The sequence below is a fragment of the Rothia sp. P5766 genome, from assembly GCF_048513555.1.
GTDB lineage: Bacteria > Actinomycetota > Actinomycetes > Actinomycetales > Micrococcaceae > Rothia.
The window spans coordinates 22967-41602 of the sequence record NZ_JBLXXS010000014.1; the positions used below are offsets into that span (position 1 = coordinate 22967).

Consider the following 18636-nt stretch of genomic DNA (forward strand, 5'->3'; position numbering starts at 1 on the left):
AAGCCAGCCGCCACAGCTTACCAATAATTTATTTTCATGTAGAGCCCTGCATAAAGATGATTGGTTCTTCCTCTAGTTTTCAGGGGGCTGTCAAAACTTTTTTGACTTTTTATGAAAGTTTTTCAGCCAAAGGAGGGTTCAGGTGGCGGGTGCCCTAAGAAGTAGCCTAATATATAGAGTACAGGTTTTGTGACTCACCACACCCCATCCCTCTGGTTGGTGCTAGACCGGCTCAGGCCGGACTAAGTGTGGGCCACAAGCCACCGAATTTTTCCCCTTCACACGAGGAGACGCCAATGCGTACAACCCGTATCTCATCAGCGCTCGGCCTATCAGCCGTTGCCGCACTCGCCCTTTCGGCCTGCGCCGGATCATCAAACACCGCCGGTGGTGGTTCAGGTTCATCGGGTGATAAGTCTGTATCCATTGCGATTACTAACGTGTTCTCGTCCCTCAACACTGGCACTGCATCAGGCAACACCGATACCAATAGCATCATCACACAAATGACCAGCCGTGGCTTCTACACCATCACGGACAAATTTGATATCCATCATAATGACTGGTTCGGCAGCTACGAGAAGAAGGATGACGGCGACGGCATCAAGGTCGAGTACACTGTCAACGAGGGCCAGAAGTGGTCCGACGGTAACGAAATCGACAAAGGCGATTTACTCCTAGCTTGGGCTGTTCAATCAGGGTACTTCAACGGCGAGGGCGAAGACGCAGTCACTTATTTCGATTGGGCAGGCGATACCACTGGCCTTGCCCCGGCCGGCAAGCCCACCCTCAGCGAAGACGGCCGATCCATTACCTTCAACTACCCCCAGGCCTTTGCTGACTGGGAGATCGCTTATGACGTAGCTGGCAATGGTTACGGTACTCCCGCTCACGTGGTAGCTGAACTGGCTGGCATGGACGAAGAAACCCTGGTTCAGACCCTGGAAACCGCTACCCCCGGAGAGGAGAACGAAAACCTCCGCAAGATCGCTGATGCCTGGAATACTGGCTTCAACACCACTACCATGCCCAGCAACAAGGCCCTGACCGTGGGCAACGGCCCCTACCTGGTGACCGGAGTTCAGGAGAACCAGTCAGTTACCCTGACCGCCAACCCCGAATACCAGGGCGAGACCAAGCCCGCCATCAACGAGGTCATCCTCAAGGTTCTGCCCGATGCCGCTGGCCAGGTACAGGCCCTGCAGAACGGCGACGTCAACGCTGTTGCCCCCCAGGCCTCCATCGACACCGTCAGCCAGCTAGAGAGCCTGGAGAACGCTGTCACCAAGACCCAGCCCGACCAGTCCTACGATCACCTGGACCTGAACATGAAGGAAGGCTCCCCCTTCGCCGATGAGAACGTGCGCAAGGCCTTCTTGCTGACCGTTCCCCGCCAGGACATCGTCAACAAGCTCATTAAGCCCATGGACGATAAGGCAGAGGTTCTCAACTCCCAGCTCTACCTAGTTTCGGATGCCGATAACTACAAGAAGACTGTGGAGAGCAACAACTCCGACATGTACCCCCTGGATGATATGGACGCCAATATCGCCAAGGCCAAGGAACTGCTGGACGGTAAGACCCCCACCATCCGCATTCTCTACAACTCCAAGAACTCCAACCGTGTGAACTCCTTCCAGATGATTAAGGAATCCGCGGAGAAGGCTGGCTTCAAGGTAGAGGACGCCGGTAGCGAGCAGTGGGGCACCCTGCTTTCCGGTGGTGACTACGAGGCCTCCATCTTCGGCTGGGTCTCATCCGGTGTCGATAACGTGGCTCTGGGGCAAATCTTCAAGACCGGCTCTTCGTCCAATTTCACTCAATACTCCAACGCCAGCGTGGACGCTTCTGCTGATCAGATCATGAAGACCACCGATGAAGCTAAGATCAACGAGCTCAAGATGTCTGCCGATGCCGAAACCTTCAAGGACGGCTACGGTCTGCCCCTCTTCCAGTCCATCGCTGTTACCTCCTACAGCGACTTCCTGACCGGGGTCAAGCCTAAGCCTGGTCAGCAGCCCCTGACCTGGAACATTGAAGAATGGGATATTGCTAACTAGTAGCTAGCAAATGCTCAGCTCACGCCACAGTGGCTGAACTTCTTAGCCCTGTAGCTTGTTCCCCGGCGCGGACGCTCAAGCAGCGTCCGCGCCTTCTGGCTATTGAGTTAGGCTGGCAACCCCAGCACCTCTAACTCCCCAACCCACCAGGAACCTATCATGCTCATGTACTCCGTGAGGCGCTTGATTACCGCGGTTTTCATTCTCTTTGGTGCCTCCTTTCTGATCTATAACCTCGTAGCTATTGCCGGTGATCCCCTTGAAGAGCTACGAGTCTCCACCTCCCCCAATAAAGAGGCCCTGATTGCCCAGCGCATTGCGGCCCTCGACCTGGACACCCCAGCCCCTCTGCGTTACTTCAAGTGGCTAGGTGGTGTGCTGGGTTGCTTTGCCGGTAAGTGTGACTTCGGGCAGAACCTGGCTGGTACCCCGGTCACCCAGTTGCTCTCTAACGCCGTCTACCAGACCCTGACCCTGGTGCTTGCCGCAACAATTCTGGCTATCCTGATCGGTGTCTGCCTGGGTATTGTCTCGGCTCTGCGCCAGTACTCCGGGCTGGATTACACCGTTACTTTCGCCAGCTTTCTCTTCTTCTCCCTGCCCTCCTTCTGGATCGCAGTTCTGCTCAAGGAATTCCTGGCCATTGGTTTTAACGACTTCCTGCGAAACCCCGTGGTAACTATTCCCACCACCCTGCTGATCTCGGCCCTAGCCGGCCTCTTCTGGTATGCGGCCTCCTTCGGCAAGCAAAAGACCCGCTACCTCATGGGTCTGGTGGGCTTCACCCTAACCGCTGGGGCCATCATCTTTGTGTCTGCCACCCACTGGTTCCTGACCCCCTTCCTGGGGATCCCCTTCATTCTTCCCCTGGGCCTGGTTGCCGCCCTGACCTTCACCGTTTTGGTCTCCGGCCTGCGCAACCGCCGTGCCCTGGGAGCTGGCCTGAGCATGGTGGTAGTCGGTCTTGTGGCCTACTTCCCCATTCAAGGTCTGCTGGCGCAAGCTACCTTGCTGATGGTCGTCATCGTCACGGCAGCCTTTATGGCCCTGGGTGTCATTCTGGGCCTGGGCTGGGGTGGCTACGACAAGGGCCAGGGGGCCCGTGTGGGTATGCTCACCGGCCTAGCTATGGCGCTGCTGATTATTGCAGACCGCTTCATGCAGGCCTGGCCCAGCTACCTCAACAGCGGCCGTATCAAGGGTCGCCCTATCCCAACGGCTAACGCCTCCACCCCTAACTTGCAGGGTGACTTCTGGATCCATGGGATTGACACCATGACCCATATCCTCCTGCCCACTATCGCCCTGACGCTGATTTCCTTGGCATCGTACTCCAGGTACTCACGTGCCTCTATGTTGGAGATCATGAACCAGGACTACATCCGCACGGCTCGCGCCAAGGGTGTCTCCGAACGTTCCGTGGTCATGAAGCACGCCTTCCGCAACGCGCTGATCCCCCTGGCAACCATTATCGCTATGGATATTGGGGCGATTATCGGTGGTGCAGCTATCACCGAACGCATCTTCGCTTTCAAGGGTATGGGTACCCTCTTCTTGGACGCGCTGGCCCAAACGGACCCCAACCCCGTCATGGGTGTCTTCTTGCTGACAGGCATCATGGCACTGACCTTTAACCTGGTTGCTGACCTTCTCTACTCAGCACTTGATCCGCGCGTGAGGGTGAAAGCATAATGAGCACCAACGAAACCACCAACAAGAGCTCGGTCGCAGAGCCCACCACCGAAACCACCGCTATGCGGGCCCTAGAGACCAACGTGGACATCCGGGCCCAGGAGTCGGTGGGTAAAACCCAGGGGCAGATTGTCCGCAAGCGCTTCCGCCAGAACACCGGTGCCGTTATCTCCCTGGTTCTCCTGGGGCTGATCCTGTTACTGGCTGTCACCTCCATTGGGGTGGGCCCGGTGCCCGGCTGGTGGGGCTACAATTACACCGAAATGAACCCATCCGTCAACGGGGCCGCCCCGAATTCCCAGCACTGGTTCGGCCAGGACGCTACCGGCCGCGACCTCTTTGCCATGACCATGCGCGGTGTTCAAAATACCTTCTTAGTGGTTACCATCATTACCGCCATCGCGGCCTTCCTGGGGGTACTCTTTGGGGGCCTGGCAGGTTACTACCGGGGCTGGGTTGAAACCCTGATCATGCGTTTTACCGACATGGTGATCATCATCCCCCTGATCCTGCTGACCGCCGTACTGGGTAAGCTAGCCGGTAGCTACTTTAACGGTATTTGGAATACCATCATGTTCGGTGTAGTGGTGGGCTTGCTCTTCTGGTCCTCCCTGGCCCGTCTGGTGCGCGCCGAGTTCCTCTCCCTGCGTGAACGCGAATTCGTTGATGCCGCCCGTCTAGCGGGTGCCTCTGATTTGCGGATCATCTTTAAGCACATTCTGCCCAACGCTATTGGTGTAGTAACCGTGAATGTGTCCCTGATGATGAGTACGGCCATCCTGACCGAAACCGCCCTCTCCTACCTGGGCTTCGGCATTAAGGCACCGGACTGGTCCTTGGGCTCGCTAATCTCATATAACCAGTCAGCTTTCTCAACCCGCCCCTGGCTCTTCTGGTTCCCCGGGCTTTTCATCCTGGTAATCTCACTGGCTATCAACTTTGTGGGTGATGGTCTGCGAGATGCCTTTGATCCTCGCCAGAAGAAGTTCAACCCCAAGAAAGCCACCGAGCGTACCGCCCACTCAGCGGAGAACGGTGTGGGGGTAAGCGGTCAGACAGCCCCGGCTGAGGCAGGCCTAGCACGGACCAGCCTGGATGCTGAGCTCACCCAGCAGGGCTCAGGCCCCTCGGAGACCGTCGGCCCCGACGCTCCCGGTTCCGGTACGCCCGGTGCTGGTAAAATCTGAGGCTCAGTAGCCAGCCCCGGTAGCTTTGAGAACCGTGGCGGTGGCTGAACAAGCAGCCACCGCCGCCCATAAACCTATAGAGAAAAGCAGACCCCTCCTAGCTAAAGGAAGAGCCCTACCACAGTCAAGAAGACCAGGGCGCCGCAGGTGAGGATCCCCCGCAGATCAAGGGCGGATATCTGAACCGGCTCAACACCGTCAAGGGCACCGTCTTCTACCTGCTCCTGCCAGTAGCCCCGAATCATCAGGGCCAGGGCGCCTGCCGCTGAGTTCGGTAAATCCGAAGTCCGCACAGCAGAGCCGACAGCGTAGGTGATCGCGGGAAGATTGCGTAAGTCCTGACGGTGAGCCGTGAGGGAGGCAAGCATACCGCTGGCGGGCACCCCGAAGGCCTGATAGCGCTTAGTGGCTGTCACCAGGGTCAGGTGGTACCTGGTTGAGATATCAATCAGGGCCGCGTAGTTAACGGTATGGTTCACAAAAGGGTTGCGCACGGTAATTGCGTCTTGGTCAACAAGGACATCCGAGCGGCCCAGCAGGTACCAGATGGCGTAGGCTATCAGCAGTGCACCCCACCCCTGCTTGAGAAGGGCTAAGGGGCCGCCACTGTAGGCCAAAGCCAGCAGGACGCTAAGAGCAACAAGGCCCGCACACCAGGTGTAGAGGGCAGCTGTCTTGGTCCGAAAACGTACCGGGGGGTTCTGCAAATACTGAGACTTCATAGTCTTTAGATTCTCTCAGATAAAAACCGCTCTACAAGATAAAACTCCTTAACCAAACCTAAGAGTTGGGAAAACTAGTGAATACTCCAGTAACTCAGCAGACCGCTAGCCCGGTGCTTGAAGTTCGTGACCTCAGCGTCGACTTCGGTGTCGAACGCAAGTGGGTTCCCGCCGCCATTAACCTCAGCTACGAGGTTCATGCCGGTGAGGTACTCGCTATTGTGGGTGAATCAGGCTCCGGTAAGTCCGTCTCCTCTATGGGTATGATCGGCCTGCTCCCCAAGAACGCCCGGGTCACTGGATCCGTTAAGCTCAACGGCCGTGAACTGATTGGGCTCTCTAATACCGACTTGCTCAGCGTGCGCGGTGAAGAGGTCGCGGTCATCTTCCAGGAACCTATGACCGCTATGAACCCGGTCATGACCGTGGGGGATCAGATTATTGAGACCCTCCGCATTCACAAGGACATCTCACCCGCTCAGGCTAAAGACGAAGCTCTTAAAATGCTTGAGCTGGTGGAGATGCCTGACCCGGTCAAGGCCTTTAATTCCTACCCGCACCAGATGTCCGGTGGGCAGCGCCAGCGCGCTATGATCGCCCAGTCACTGTCCACCAACCCCAAGCTCCTGATTGCCGATGAGCCCACTACGGCACTGGATGTGACCGTGCAGGCTGAGATTCTTCAGCTCATGCGTAACTTGCAGAAGAAGCTCAACTCAGCAATTATTCTGATTACTCACGACATGGGTGTTGTTGCTGACCTGGCTGACCGGGTAGCGGTTATGCGCCGAGGGGAGATTGTGGAGACCGGTGAAATCCACGATATCTTCAATAACCCCCAGCACGAGTACACCAAGGCTCTGCTAGGCTCGGTGCTCCACCTGGGCGGTGATGAGATTGATGTGAACGCAGCCATTGACGATGCCGCTGAAGGCCAGCGCCCGCCAACGGCTGTCATCAACCAGGTACTCCCCCCGCCCAAGGCAGATGGTGAGGTTATCCTGGAGCTTAAGAACGTTGCCCTGGAATACCCCAAGCAGGGCCGGGTTGGTCCCTTCCGAGCGGTTACCGACGCTAACCTTCAGATCCGGGCCGGTGAGGTGCTGGGTCTGGTGGGTGAGTCCGGCTCCGGTAAGTCCACCATTGGCCGCGCTACCGTGGGGTTCTTGCAGGTTGCCGAGGGTGAGCTGAACGTTTGTGGTGTTGATATGCGCAAACCCAGCCGTAAGGACCTGGCCCAGGTGCGTAAGGATGTTGGCATGGTCTTCCAGGATCCTTCTTCTTCCTTGAACCCCCGACTGCCCATTGGTGAATCTATTGGGGAGCCTATGATGCTGGCCGGTGAGGCCAAGGGCGATGCTCTACAGAAGCGGATTGAGGAGCTACTCGACCGGGTTGAGTTGCCCCGCTCTTACCGTAACCGTTACCCGCATGAGCTCTCGGGCGGGCAGAAACAGCGTGTGGGTATTGCCCGTGCGCTGTCCCTCAAGCCTAAGCTCCTGATCGCCGATGAGCCGACCAGTGCCTTGGATGTGTCTGTGCAGGCTCGTGTGCTGGAACTCTTCCAGGAGCTTCAGCAGGAGATGGGCTTCGCCTGCCTCTTTGTGACCCACGACCTGGCTGTTATTGACGCTCTGGCCGACCGTATTGCGGTCATGCGCCGAGGGGAGATTGTAGAGCAGGGGACGCGTGAGCAGATCCTGCGCCACCCCAAACAGGCCTATACTCAGCGTCTGCTGGCTGCTGTTCCCCTACCTGATCCCGATGCTCAGGCCCAGCGCCGGGAGCTTCGCGCCAAGCTACTGGAAGAAACAGGGCCGGTCGTTAGCTAGAACGGATCTTTAGACACGTTCAGAGATAAGGCCGCTCCACCCATGACGGGTGGAGCGGCCTTATTCTATGAGCTTTGGAGAGCAAGGCTCAGCCCGCAGGCGGTGTGAGCCTTAGCAGGCGAAAGGGGCTGGGAGGCCTGGCGCTGAGGGCGAGAAGGGCAGGTAACTAGTTCATCTTGTTGCGCCAGTTAGCGGTCTTGCCTGCTCGCTGGTCGCGCAGAGCTTGCAGGTTCTGAGCGATCAAAGGCTCCGGTTCCACGGGGCGACCACCAGCGGAGTGAGGAGTAATAACCAGGTTCTTGGCATCCCAGAGCGGATCGGCAGGATCAAGAGGCTCCTCTTCCACAACATCCAGGGCCGCACCGGCAATAGAACCGGTTTTAAGGGCCTGAATGAGAGCGCCCTGGTCCAGGGTGGGGCCACGGCCCACATTGATCACATAGGCACGTTCCGGCAGCTGAGCTAGGCGGGCGGCATCCAAAGCCTTCTGGGTTTCTTCCGAGTTCGGCAGAATCATGACCAGGATGTCGGTGCTGGGTAGAACCCTGTCGATGTCTTCAGTAGCAAGAACCGGGAAGCCCTCGCGTTCCCCTGCGCTACGGGCTACACCGGTGACATTGGCACCGAAGGCCTGGAAGAGACGGGCGGTTGCGGTGCCGATGGAGCCAAAGCCCCAGATGGTGACGTTGGCGCCGAGTAAGGTGGTGACCTGGTGGGCAGGGTGTAGCTCCTGGGGGCCACCCAGCTCACCGGCCCAATGCTTCTGAGCCTGATGCTCAGCCAGGGTGGGCAGGAAACGCACAAAGTTGAGGGCCAGCGCTAGGGTATGCTCAGCAACGGTTTTTGAGTGCAGGCCGCTACCGGAGGCAATGACAGCTTCGGGGCGGAAACCTGCGGCGCGGGCCTGGTCGGGGCCAGCCAGGAGCGCCTGAACCAGCTCTACCTTGTGGAGGTTGGTTGCCGCGTCTTTGAGCTGGTCGTTGGTGTTGCCCCAGGCGATCAGTACGTCGGCGTCGTGGTTCTCGGGGGAGATATTTGCGGCGGGGTCGTAGCTGATGAGCTGGTCCTGGGCGGTCAGGCCTAGGAGCTCTTCCTTGAGGCGAATGGAAGTGGGGGCAAGTATTTTCATGAGGTTCTCCTTTGATCCGGGGTTAGGGGGTGCCCTGTGAGGGCGGGTCTGTTGGTGTGTCTTCGCGCAGTAGGTGGCGGAAGGTTGATACGGCTTCTCTGATGAGGGTATCTCGTTGGGGGCCGTCCGGTATGCCTTGGGTGAGGTCAATGTAGCGCAGCAGAGCGGAGGTAATGCAGAGGGCAGCTTGAACGTTGTGCTCCCTGAGCGGGGTGGGTGAACCACAGGGCCGGTAGATGAAGGGGCCCTTGCGGCCCTGCTGGGAGAAAGCCTGCCAGTCCACTGAGCGCAGGAAGTCAGCCAGAACGTTCTCGCAGGCTAGGTGGTGGGTGCGCATGCGGAAGCGGAGTTCCGGGTAGGTATCTAGGAGTAGCCTCAGCTGGGGGTAGCTGGGGCCGTCTATGGAAGTCACCAGTATGTCAACCAGTAGGTGAGCGATCCGCTCAAAAATGTAGAGTTCCCTCCTGGTCTGGTCCTGTTCTAGTATCTGGTCGGTCAGAACCGGTGGGTGTAGCCCCAGGACGGCGTCCTCCTTGGCCGCGAAATAGTTGAAGAGGGTGCGGGGGCTGACGCCAGCTTTCTGGGCGATTTCGTCGGTGGTGGCTGCTTTGAAGCCTTTATCAGCGACCAGGTCAAGAGCCGCTCCATGTATGGCGGCGTGGGTGCGTTGGCGCCGCCTTTGGCGGGCGGAGGGAGCTGGCCTTGTTTCCTGCGCAGAGGTGTTCACTCCCCTTAGTCTAGTGCAGGGCCCGCTCGGAGCCTACCCCAAGGGTTCCGGCCTGTGATTCCGCTGGCCACCGTATCTTAGCCGGTAGACTGGGAGGGTGAATCTTGGTCTGCCCTTCCTCAATATCACCAACCTGCCGGACTGGCTTTCGGTGTCCTTAGTAGTTTTTGATCTCATCATCCGCCTAACCGTCATCTTTTGGTTGCCCTATAACCGTAAGCCGGTGGTCGCGCTGGGCTGGCTGATGGCTATTTTCTACATACCCTATGTGGGGCTACTTGCCTTCCTCATTTTTGGTTCTAACCTGGTCCCTAAGCATCGTCTGAGCCGGCAACGCACCATGAACAGGATCATTAAGGACGCTATTGAGGGCGATCAGGCGGTCCTGGGTCATGCTACTCTTTCGGAGCCGGCTCGGGTGGCTGCCAAGCTCAACTACAAGCTGGGGGCCCTTCCCCTGATTGGGGGCAACAGTTTTGAGCTACGCCACCACAACAATGAATCCATCCAGGAGTTAGCTGAACATATTGATAGAGCCCGGACCTACGTTCACCTAGAGTTTTATATCGCCGGGTTAGATGCCACGACTGAGCCTCTCTGGGAGGCGCTGATTAGGGCCCACCAGCGGGGGGTCGCCGTCCACATCCTCATTGATCATATTGGTTCCCGCAAGTACCCGCGCTGGCGGGAGCTTCAAGAGCGGCTTACTCAGGCGGGGGTCCCTTGGCATCTGATGTTGCCCTTGAAACCCTGGAAGGGGCAGTGGCAGCGCCCTGACCTACGTAATCACCGAAAGATTGTGGTGATTGATGGGCAGCTTGCTTTCTCCGGCTCCCAAAACGCTATCGACCGCACCTATAACCTCAAGAAGAACCTGCAGAAGGGGCTGGAATGGAAAGACCTGTGCTTCTTCTGCACCGGCCCCGTTGTGCACGAGCTTAATGCTGTTTTTGTTTCTGACTGGTACGCAGAAACTAAGGAGCTACTGCTCAACGAGATTGATGCGGATATCGAGGCCCAGGATAATGCGGGCCTGGACGCCCAACCGCCCCTGGCGCAGATAGTGCCCTCAGGGCCGGGCTATGAGACCGAAAATAATCTGCGCCTGATTAACCACCTGATTTACAACGCGGAGGAGCGAATCATTATCTGCTCCCCCTACTTTGTGCCCGAGTCAACGCTTTTGCAGGCGCTCACCAATATGGCGCTCTCCGGTATCGAGGTAACCCTGATTGTCTGCGAAAAGGGAGACCAGTTTCTGCCCATTATGGGCCAGCGTTCCTACTATGAGGAACTGCTACGGGCCGGTGTTAATATTCAGCAGTACCCTGGGCCAACCGTTCTGCACTCCAAGTTCATGATCGTGGACCAGGAGATCACTTTCATTGGGTCGTCAAATATGGACCCGCGCTCTTTTGCCTTGAACTTTGAGGTCTCAACTTTCATTGTTAGCTCGGATATGGTCAAGGAGTTGGAGCAGGTGGCCCACGAGTATATCGCTGTGTGTAAGAAGTTACGCTATGACGAATGGATTTACCGGCCATTGCGCCATAAGGTGACAGAGAATCTTTGCCGCTTGTGGAGTGCCCTGCTCTAGGGCTTGTGAGGAGGAGAGTCAGATTTTGTGCTCTTAGCCTTGGTGGTGAGGGCGACCTGTGTGGGGCTTGCCGGCCATCCCCCACCAGAGGGCTTATCTATCAAAGGTCTTAGACACCCGCTGGGGCTAAGAGGTCATCAGGTGAGTGAACGAACCAGAAATTTTGCCGCCGCTCGATAGGCCAAAGCCCAGCCTTAGCCGTGTCGACAGCCTCTTGCTTTGGCCCTACTAATCTCATAGAAGCCCCAGGATCCGGGGGTGTCCTAGCCAAGGATAGGCGATAACAGCAACCAGTTCCTTATCCCCCTTCTTCATACGCTCCTGAGTCACATACATGTCTCGAGCGTTAACGACCAAGCTGTTGATACTAGAACCCACGTTATTTATCCATACCTACCGGGTATCATAACCGTGGTGGCCGTAGCCGTATCCCCCACCGAGATTGCAGTCAAAAAGTCGTTCTCCGTTGTACCGCCCTTATCCTCCATATGGGAAATATTCAGGAAGAGGATATACTTCTGCGCACCGGACTCTTTGTCTGTGGCAGCAGTCTTTTTGATCTCCTGCAAGTCATCCTAATGCTCCTGAGAAATATCGGAGTCAGCCAACAAATCATCAATCAACTTGCGGCTCGCCTTGTCACGCTCCTTAATAGGGAACCCCATTCAAATTGCTCACCAGGCCAGGCGCGTAAGTAATCGAAGCTTCTTTAAAGTTATCTGGAAGGTTCTCCCACCACTGACGGGGTATAGGCTGTCTCTCACACAACATCCCCTGGAGTCGCTAGGGGGTTCAGGGCAAGGATCCCCCACCAGTCAGCGGAGACCAATCAAAAAGGAGGTATATGTAGTGAAAGAATCCTTGACCTCCCTAAAGGTATCGATGAGGTCCTGCAATAGCTCATAACTTAATCTAATGTCTGCCATCAGAAAATCAGCTTTCCTTCCACACTTCCCCTACGAGCTAGCCTGCTCTAAGGCGACATCTACACCGTAGGCACCACCAGAAACATCACGGAGCTTAACCTGGGCATCCCCCAGAACCTGACCCGAAGCTGAGGTAACGCTACAGGTAAGAGCAGAGCCGCCCCTAACCTCAATATAGCCATCACCGCACGAAACATCAGGTTTTGCTCCCAGTTGCCCCTCCAAAGCTGAGGCAACAACTGCAGCTACAGAATCACGTGAATCGGAAAGCGCTTTCTCCTTAATGCTGGGGCTAAGAGTCGTCCCCAGCTCTGCTCTACCAGCGGCAGTAACGCTCTTCACCGTTACCTGAGCGGACCGCGTCTGGTCTTCACCGGTAAACCGGGCCGAGCAGGTCACACTCGCCCCCACAACACGTTCCAGCCCCTGCAAACAATTTACAGCCGGCTCAACCTGAGCCTCGTTTGTCAAAGACTGCAGCACCTGTGACCGCACCTCATCGGCAGAAATATCGCTCAAAGGCTCCTCGATTTCAGGGGTAATAGCCACATCAACGGTGTAGCCTTCATCCGTAAGAGAGGCAACCTGCACCAATGCTGAACGGCTAACCGGCTCACCCGCTAAAGTAATCGCGCAATCTACGCTCGCCCCAGCCTCTACCGACAAGGTCTTACCCCCACAGTCCACCTGGGACTCCTGCTGGTAGGTTGCTCTCACAGCGGCAACAGCGGCCTGCTCAATATCTGCGGCAGATGCCTCCTGCGAGGCCTCAGAAGAACAGCCAACAAGAAAGAGAGGAACTACCATACTAGACATACATACAAGAGCTATTTTCTTCATTCCTGCTTATCCTTCACACGCGATCTGCACACTTGTTATCCGGCCATCACCAAGATTGACTAAGGCCCGCCCAACGGGGCGAGGTTGCGCCAAAATTTCCTGGGTTAAGGACAGCCCTACGGGTTTACCACTAAAAATAGAGGCGGGATTAAGAACGGCCCCGTGGCGGCGCTTAACCAGCTCATTCATCCACGACATAGCACCTACACGGTCCAGCTCATCAAGGCCGTCAGCCACCACCGCACGGACCCCCTGGCTGTTTATCGCAGAACCAATCTTCTTCAGCTCATCAATAACCGTGAAGTCAGAGATAGCAGAAGCATCGTCAATCACCAGTAGGATGTCTCGCATCTTCAACACTTCACGCACGGATTCGGCTGTAATATCGGCACCTGCATAATGAGCCACAACATTCTCATGCCCCGCAAGGTCACCTACAGGAGAGCGGAGAGGCGTCAACAGGACAACCTGCACACCAGCGTCCAAGGACGATTGGGCCAGTGCCCTAAGCCCGGTGGATTTACCGCTCCTGCTCGCACCACCAATCACAAATGTGGGTATTTCAACCAAATCAACGGGAACCGGAAGTACCTCGTCGCCACCGATACCTAGCAGAGGTTTCCACGGGAGCGCCGGCGCACCGGCCGCAACCATGCTACTGTAGGTCACCTTAGCGGCCAGATCCCGCAGAGCCAGCGGAAGCTGCGACTCCGGAATATCGCTATGACGCTGAGTAGCGTGCTCACCAATAGCACCCAGCGCCTTGACCTGGGCTTGCGATGAGGTGTCTGCATTGAGCAGAGCGATCTGGGTTTCCCGCGAAGTACCAGAAGCAAAAGCCCGCCCCGGGCCTATTTTCTCGGGCAGCTCACGAGGGGACAAGCCCGCCATAGTGTAGTCCGTACGGTCAGCCAGTCGAAGCATCAACTTATGCTCAACCAAAGTGTTTGTGCGGCTTGAGAGCAGGGAACGATCACCGGTAATAATCAGGTGAACCCCGGCCGAAGCGCCCTCGCGCAAAATAGCCAGGACAGACTGGCCCACGCTACTCTGGCAGTTATCACCAATACCGTTCAGGAACCCCTCCCACTGGTCAAACAAAATGACAATATGCGCAAGCTTCTGGTCCTCGGGAGAGTTCCTACGCTGTTCGGCGACAGAGGTGAAACCCGCTTGAGAAAGAACCGTACGACGGCGGTTAATCTCGGTTTCCATCCGATTAATAAAACGTGTCAGCAGAGTCCCTTGCGTTCGAGAAATCACCGTATTGCAGTGAGGAAGCTGCAAAATACCGCGCAAACCACCGTTGCCAAAATCAACACCGTACAGGTGAATATCACGAGGAGAGCTGTTCTGACCTATTGCACCGGCAATAGTTCGTAGCGCCTGGGTTCGACCGGTACGCGGTGAGCCAACAATAAACAGGTGCGAAAAATCCTCGAAGTCCAGGCAGAGAGGCCTCTGGCTCTGGTCTGCAGGGAAATCTTGAAGGGCGAAAGGAATTTTAGGGATGTCGCTCCCTGCATCAGAAGGCACCTGGGCCACAATATCGGTAAGAACCACGTCATCACCCATAGACGGTAGCCAGGGGCTAGGCTGCGCAGGGATCTTGAGCTGTTCAGCCGCCTGCTCCATCGCCCCAACCAGCACCTGCAAGTCAGTCACAGCAGATTCGGTCTGCTTCTGTTTAGGAGGAACCGGGAGGGCATACCCTACCTGAGGCCAAGGAACCACATGCACCACCGGGTCAGGAATATCCTGCACAGTGCTCTCAACCCGAGCACCACCAATACGCGAAGACTGGAAGGGCAAGAGGGGGCTTGACCCGGACTTCACATAGGCACGCCCGGGAGTAGAGGTAGAAATCTCAGCCGCATCAGCAGTACCAATGACGTCCTTGCTCTCCACCGAATCAGCCATACGCAAGGCAATACGCAAGTTAGTGTTAGCCAGAATATCGGCTGTAATAGCACCCTGTGGGCGCTGGGTCGCCATCACCAGGTGAATACCCAACGAGCGACCACGCTGAGCAATATTGACGATACCCGCCACAAAGTCAGGGAGCTCAGCTTTTAGAGCAGCAAACTCATCAATCACCAAGACAAGGCGAGGCATCAAGAGCTCTGTCTCACCGCGCTCACGGGCAGAGGTAAAATCCTCAATATCTTTAGCGCCCACGGTAGCCAGCAGATGCTCACGGCGGCGCAGTTCGGCTGCCAAGGAGTCCATAGCTCTCTGCACCAGGTGATTATCCAAGTCAGTAACAATACCAACCGTGTGTGGCAGATTAACGAAATCCTTGAACGCCGCACCGCCCTTATAATCAATCAGCACAAAAGACAGCTCATCGGGTCGGTTACGCAAAGCCAGCGATGCAATCAGGGTCTGCAAGAGCTCCGACTTACCAGAGCCCGTTGTACCCGCGATGAGAGCGTGAGGGCCGTCTTTCCTCATATCAATCTCAAAAGCCCCATCAAAGGACTCACCGATAACAGCGGACGTGGAACGAGGCGAAAGTGCCCACCGTTGCATAACGAGTTCCGGCTCAGGGTCCTGCATCATGACGGTATCCAAGAAACGAGCACTGGTAGGAATCGCGGAATCGTCCTCATCTGTAGCATCTCGCAGAGGAGCCATCGGGCGGGCAATACCTTCAAACCAATCCCATTCAGGCAGATCAGGGGTAATATGCCCGAGAGAGTTCTCGCGGTCCCGTTTGAGGGTCCAGTCCCCACCCGCCTCAGTTACAACAGCCCGTGACTCTTCAGGTAGGAATCGTTCTTCGCTGTCGATACATAAAGAATAAATGCCCACAGAGGGGCCTTCGGCCAGCACTCGTGAAGCACCCGGCCATTGACGGAGCTTCCGGGCACCGTCGAAGACCACGACAATAGAGCGAAAGATATCGGTGTCCTTCTCAGTTCCCTGTTCCTGCCGTTGCTCAATCATCTGGGACAGCTCATTAAGGCGCTGTCCCACTGTACGGGTGTCATTACCGATAGTAGCGATAGAACCCTTAGAACTTGCTGCGTGAGGAAGCCACCGCACCCACTCCCACTCCCGAGCAGAAGCCCCATCAGTAAGCACGACAACTCCAAGATCTCGTGGGCTCTGAGATACAGCTAATTGCGCAATCGCCCAGGCAACGTTTCGGTGAACCACGGTCTTCTCACCGCAAAATCCGATAACCCCAAACTGTTTAAGCGAAACCGTTACCGGGACCTCCTGAGCTTTCATCAGCTGATTACGACGGTGATCGACCTCTTCAGGCCGGTAGATACTCACATCGGACTCAACTTCAGATACACCCAGGCGAATATTCAGATGGTCGGGGTCGCTTCTTCGACGCTCCCACAGTCTAGGGCTGGGCAGACTCGCAATGAGCCCGGCTGTTGCAGGATCCGGACTATACAAACGCTGCTCATTCGCAAAATCCACGACGGCCTGGTGAAGATCCCCGTCAATCTGCGCTCTCACCTTACGGTATTTTGCTTTCTTTTCTCGGTGGGTCACCTTACCGTTCTTACGGTTACTCAGGTAACTCACCAGCATCATCACAGGTGACATAAACCCAAAAATAAGGAAGTAAGGTCGCTTCATGACAGTAGCCATGACTATAGCAAGCAACAGGGGAGCCAACATAGCAATAATCGGCAGGGCACCACGCGAACCCATCTCGGGTTCACTCGGATATTTGAACTCCTTTGCACGATCTTTCGGCATCAGCCTGGGAGGCCGGTTAAAATCCAGCAACCCAAATCTCTCCGAGGGTGTTACCGAAGCGACCAAAGGAGCCTCCGTAAGAAGCTCAAAAACATACCCACCAACCCGCAGGGAATGGCCCTGAAGCCACTCTTGAGGTTCTGTGACAAGTTGCCCCTCAAGTTGCAGAGCCGATTCCTCAGTAGTATTTTCAACAGTGCACTGACCGGCTTCATTGAAGCTGAGCAAAGCAGCTGTTTGAGGAAGACCAGCGCCTTCTAAAACGATAGAGCAACAGGGATCAGCGCCCAAAGTGTATTTCCCAGGTGCCAAGGAGCGAATAGTGCCCGCGCCAGGGCCACTCACCTGCTCAATCAAGAAGAAGGGTGAAACCTTAAGGGACTCCTCTAGGGAGCTACTTTCAAAGGCTTTAGCACCTAGCACTACGCCCTCAGTAAGTTCAAGTTCGCCCCATGTTCCCCTCTTCTCGGCCAAGAGGGGAACAGGCTCACCCACCGTCGTTTCAATGGCTGACGCGACTGAACTAATAGGTGACTGAGGATCCGCGTCAACGACCAGGTGTGAGACTGCGGATTGAGCGTTTTCCATGGAGAGACGGATCGATGTCATTATCTCTTACTATCAGTTGCTTTAGCAGTTTTTGCGATGGATACGCCAGTGAAAGCCCCAACGCCGAGTGCTACAAGAATGAGCAGTAGCACAGGCCACTTAGGGGCCGACTTGTTCAGGTTCACCACCGCAGTTGCACCCTCCGCGGCATTAGTCCCCTCTGGGGCAGCTACACCTGACCGAGGATTAATCCGACCTTCAACATTCTTGGTTCCCTGAGCGTTTAGGACACTTGATTTGAGTTGCTTATTCGGTTCCTGTGCAACGCGTGGGTCTTCAGCTTTAATTGAGCTGGTCTGAATCCACGTGGGGTTCTGGTCGATAGGAGTCTCCGTAGGCTCAGGTTCTTTCTCCTGTTCGATAACAGGTCTCACCTGCGCTTCAGCGGGTACGATGCTGGGGGCAGGAACAGTTTCTGCATCCTCCGAAGGGTCAGGAAGCGGTTTCTCTTCAGCTTCCCTTGTGGGCTCTGCCGTTTCTGCCGGATCAGGTTCGGCAGGCAAATCAGGTTCTACGGGGTCACCCGGGACCGGTTCTGCGGGGTCACCCGGGACCGGTTCTGCGGGAAGAGTTGGGTCAGTGATAACTGGGGGCTCAGTCTTAGCAGGCACCACGCTGAATGCCTTCGAGGCCAACAACCGTCCCTGAAAATCTACCGGAATATTATCTTGGGTAGGCACAATAGCCTGAATCGAGTACTCCCCTGCCTCAAGAGAAGCAGTCTGCTCCAGAGTCACTTTCTGGAATGAGCTCCATAGACTATCGCCGGTGGGACGTGACAGTTCAATATCTTGACGTGTAATGACTTCCCCACCACGAACAAGTTGCAGGGTCACGGGGTAATCCTTATACGATGGAGCAAACTGGTCACCTGAAATCTCAACAGTGACATCTTCCCCAGCAACAATACTGCCTACAGAGGTACCCAACCTAGCCACAGATTCACCCAAAATACCGAGCCGGTCTGATGCTGAAACCTGAGTCTTCTCATCCTGCGCAACAAGGTTTACGCTAGCGCTCGACATGTATGGGCTAGTAATGAGGTAGGCGCTGAAGAAGCCATCGGCATCGGTAGTGACTTTGAGAGTACCTGCTGCATTATCAAGGTCACCGGCTGAAGGTGTGCTTTCTGCAGCCCAGGTCGCAAAAGTAATACCCGGGATGGGGTTGTTGTTTTCATCAAGAGCGCTCACCTGAACTTCAGAATTGGGCTCATACCCGCCACCCGCAATAGGCATGACATACCCAGCTGCAGTAATCGGATACCGGGCTACAATCATAGGGTTATATTCTCTTGTGCCATCGGCAATGACTACACTCTGTGAGGTATCAAGGATCTCGGTACCGTCAGCAAGAACCGGTTGGTCCTTCTCATCAAAAAGCCTAATTTCTAAGGTGTACTTACCGGTCCTTTGGTCCTCCGGAACATGACACTCAAAAGCTTGTGCAGGGGGTTTCCCACTAACAGAGCACTGTACGGGGTCTGTCTCAAGTTCTTTGGCAGGAGTTAGAGATGCTTTAACGTGTGTTCCTTCAGGGATGCCTTCTACTGACCCCTTATAAATCTCACCAGGCTTAAGCTCGGATGTATC

The 18636-nt window shown here is 55.9% G+C and carries 13 protein-coding genes; 5 read left to right on the forward strand and 8 right to left on the reverse strand.

What is annotated here, in order from left to right; genetic code table 11:
• The first annotated feature begins 296 nt into the window (after positions 1–296).
• The 3 genes from ACN08V_RS08395 (at position 297) to ACN08V_RS08405 (ending at position 4939) form a co-directional block, all read left to right on the forward strand.
• Positions 297–2060: an ABC transporter family substrate-binding protein gene (locus tag ACN08V_RS08395; protein WP_419105225.1), complete on the forward strand. Its 1764-nt coding sequence runs from the start codon at positions 297–299 to the stop codon at positions 2058–2060.
• Between the two features lie 159 nt (positions 2061–2219).
• On the forward strand, positions 2220–3752 hold the full coding sequence (locus ACN08V_RS08400) for an ABC transporter permease (protein WP_419105226.1): 1533 nt from the start codon (positions 2220–2222) through the stop codon (positions 3750–3752).
• Complete coding sequence (locus ACN08V_RS08405; RefSeq protein ID WP_419105227.1) at positions 3752–4939, forward strand: ABC transporter permease; 1188 nt, start codon at positions 3752–3754, stop codon at positions 4937–4939. The genes ACN08V_RS08400 and ACN08V_RS08405 overlap by 1 nt, the downstream gene beginning before the upstream one ends.
• Positions 4940–5040: 101 nt before the next feature.
• On the opposite strand, the gene ACN08V_RS08410 is transcribed toward ACN08V_RS08405, so the two are convergent.
• Positions 5041–5661, reverse strand: a complete 621-nt coding sequence (locus ACN08V_RS08410; protein ID WP_419105228.1) for a PH domain-containing protein — start codon at positions 5659–5661, stop codon at positions 5041–5043.
• 77 nt (positions 5662–5738) lie between these two features.
• On the opposite strand from ACN08V_RS08410, the gene ACN08V_RS08415 reads away from it, so the two are divergent.
• On the forward strand, positions 5739–7493 hold the full coding sequence (locus ACN08V_RS08415) for an ABC transporter ATP-binding protein (RefSeq protein WP_419105229.1): 1755 nt from the start codon (positions 5739–5741) through the stop codon (positions 7491–7493).
• Positions 7494–7659: 166 nt separating this feature from the next.
• On the opposite strand, the gene ACN08V_RS08420 is transcribed toward ACN08V_RS08415, so the two are convergent.
• Both ACN08V_RS08420 and ACN08V_RS08425 read right to left on the reverse strand, forming a co-directional pair.
• Entirely contained in the window at positions 7660–8622 is a 963-nt protein-coding gene (locus ACN08V_RS08420) for an NAD(P)-dependent oxidoreductase (RefSeq protein ID WP_419105230.1), read from the reverse strand.
• A gap of 22 nt (positions 8623–8644) precedes the next feature.
• A complete protein-coding gene (locus ACN08V_RS08425; protein WP_419105231.1) occupies positions 8645–9349 on the reverse strand; it encodes a TetR/AcrR family transcriptional regulator in 705 nt (234 codons plus the stop codon).
• Between the two features lie 97 nt (positions 9350–9446).
• On the opposite strand from ACN08V_RS08425, the gene cls reads away from it, so the two are divergent.
• On the forward strand, positions 9447–10946 hold the full coding sequence (gene cls / locus ACN08V_RS08430; protein WP_419105232.1) for a cardiolipin synthase: 1500 nt from the start codon (positions 9447–9449) through the stop codon (positions 10944–10946).
• Between the two features lie 234 nt (positions 10947–11180).
• Here the strand turns inward: cls and ACN08V_RS08435 are convergent, their stop codons facing one another.
• From ACN08V_RS08435 to ACN08V_RS08455, 5 genes are all read right to left on the reverse strand, one after another.
• Positions 11181–11324 carry a hypothetical protein gene (locus ACN08V_RS08435; RefSeq protein WP_419105233.1) on the reverse strand — a complete coding sequence of 48 codons (144 nt, stop codon included), beginning with the start codon at positions 11322–11324 and terminating at the stop codon, positions 11181–11183.
• 5 nt (positions 11325–11329) lie between these two features.
• On the reverse strand, positions 11330–11515 hold the full coding sequence (locus ACN08V_RS08440; protein ID WP_419105234.1) for a hypothetical protein: 186 nt from the start codon (positions 11513–11515) through the stop codon (positions 11330–11332).
• 387 nt (positions 11516–11902) lie between these two features.
• Complete coding sequence (locus ACN08V_RS08445) at positions 11903–12688, reverse strand: hypothetical protein (RefSeq protein WP_419105235.1); 786 nt, start codon at positions 12686–12688, stop codon at positions 11903–11905.
• Between the two features lie 30 nt (positions 12689–12718).
• Positions 12719–17044 carry an FtsK/SpoIIIE domain-containing protein gene (locus ACN08V_RS08450; RefSeq protein WP_419105236.1) on the reverse strand — a complete coding sequence of 1442 codons (4326 nt, stop codon included), beginning with the start codon at positions 17042–17044 and terminating at the stop codon, positions 12719–12721.
• Positions 17044–18324 (reverse strand): hypothetical protein, encoded by a 1281-nt coding sequence (locus ACN08V_RS08455; RefSeq protein WP_419105237.1) that lies wholly within the window; start codon positions 18322–18324, stop codon positions 17044–17046. The genes ACN08V_RS08450 and ACN08V_RS08455 overlap by 1 nt, the downstream gene beginning before the upstream one ends.
• Positions 18325–18636: the final 312 nt, after the last annotated feature.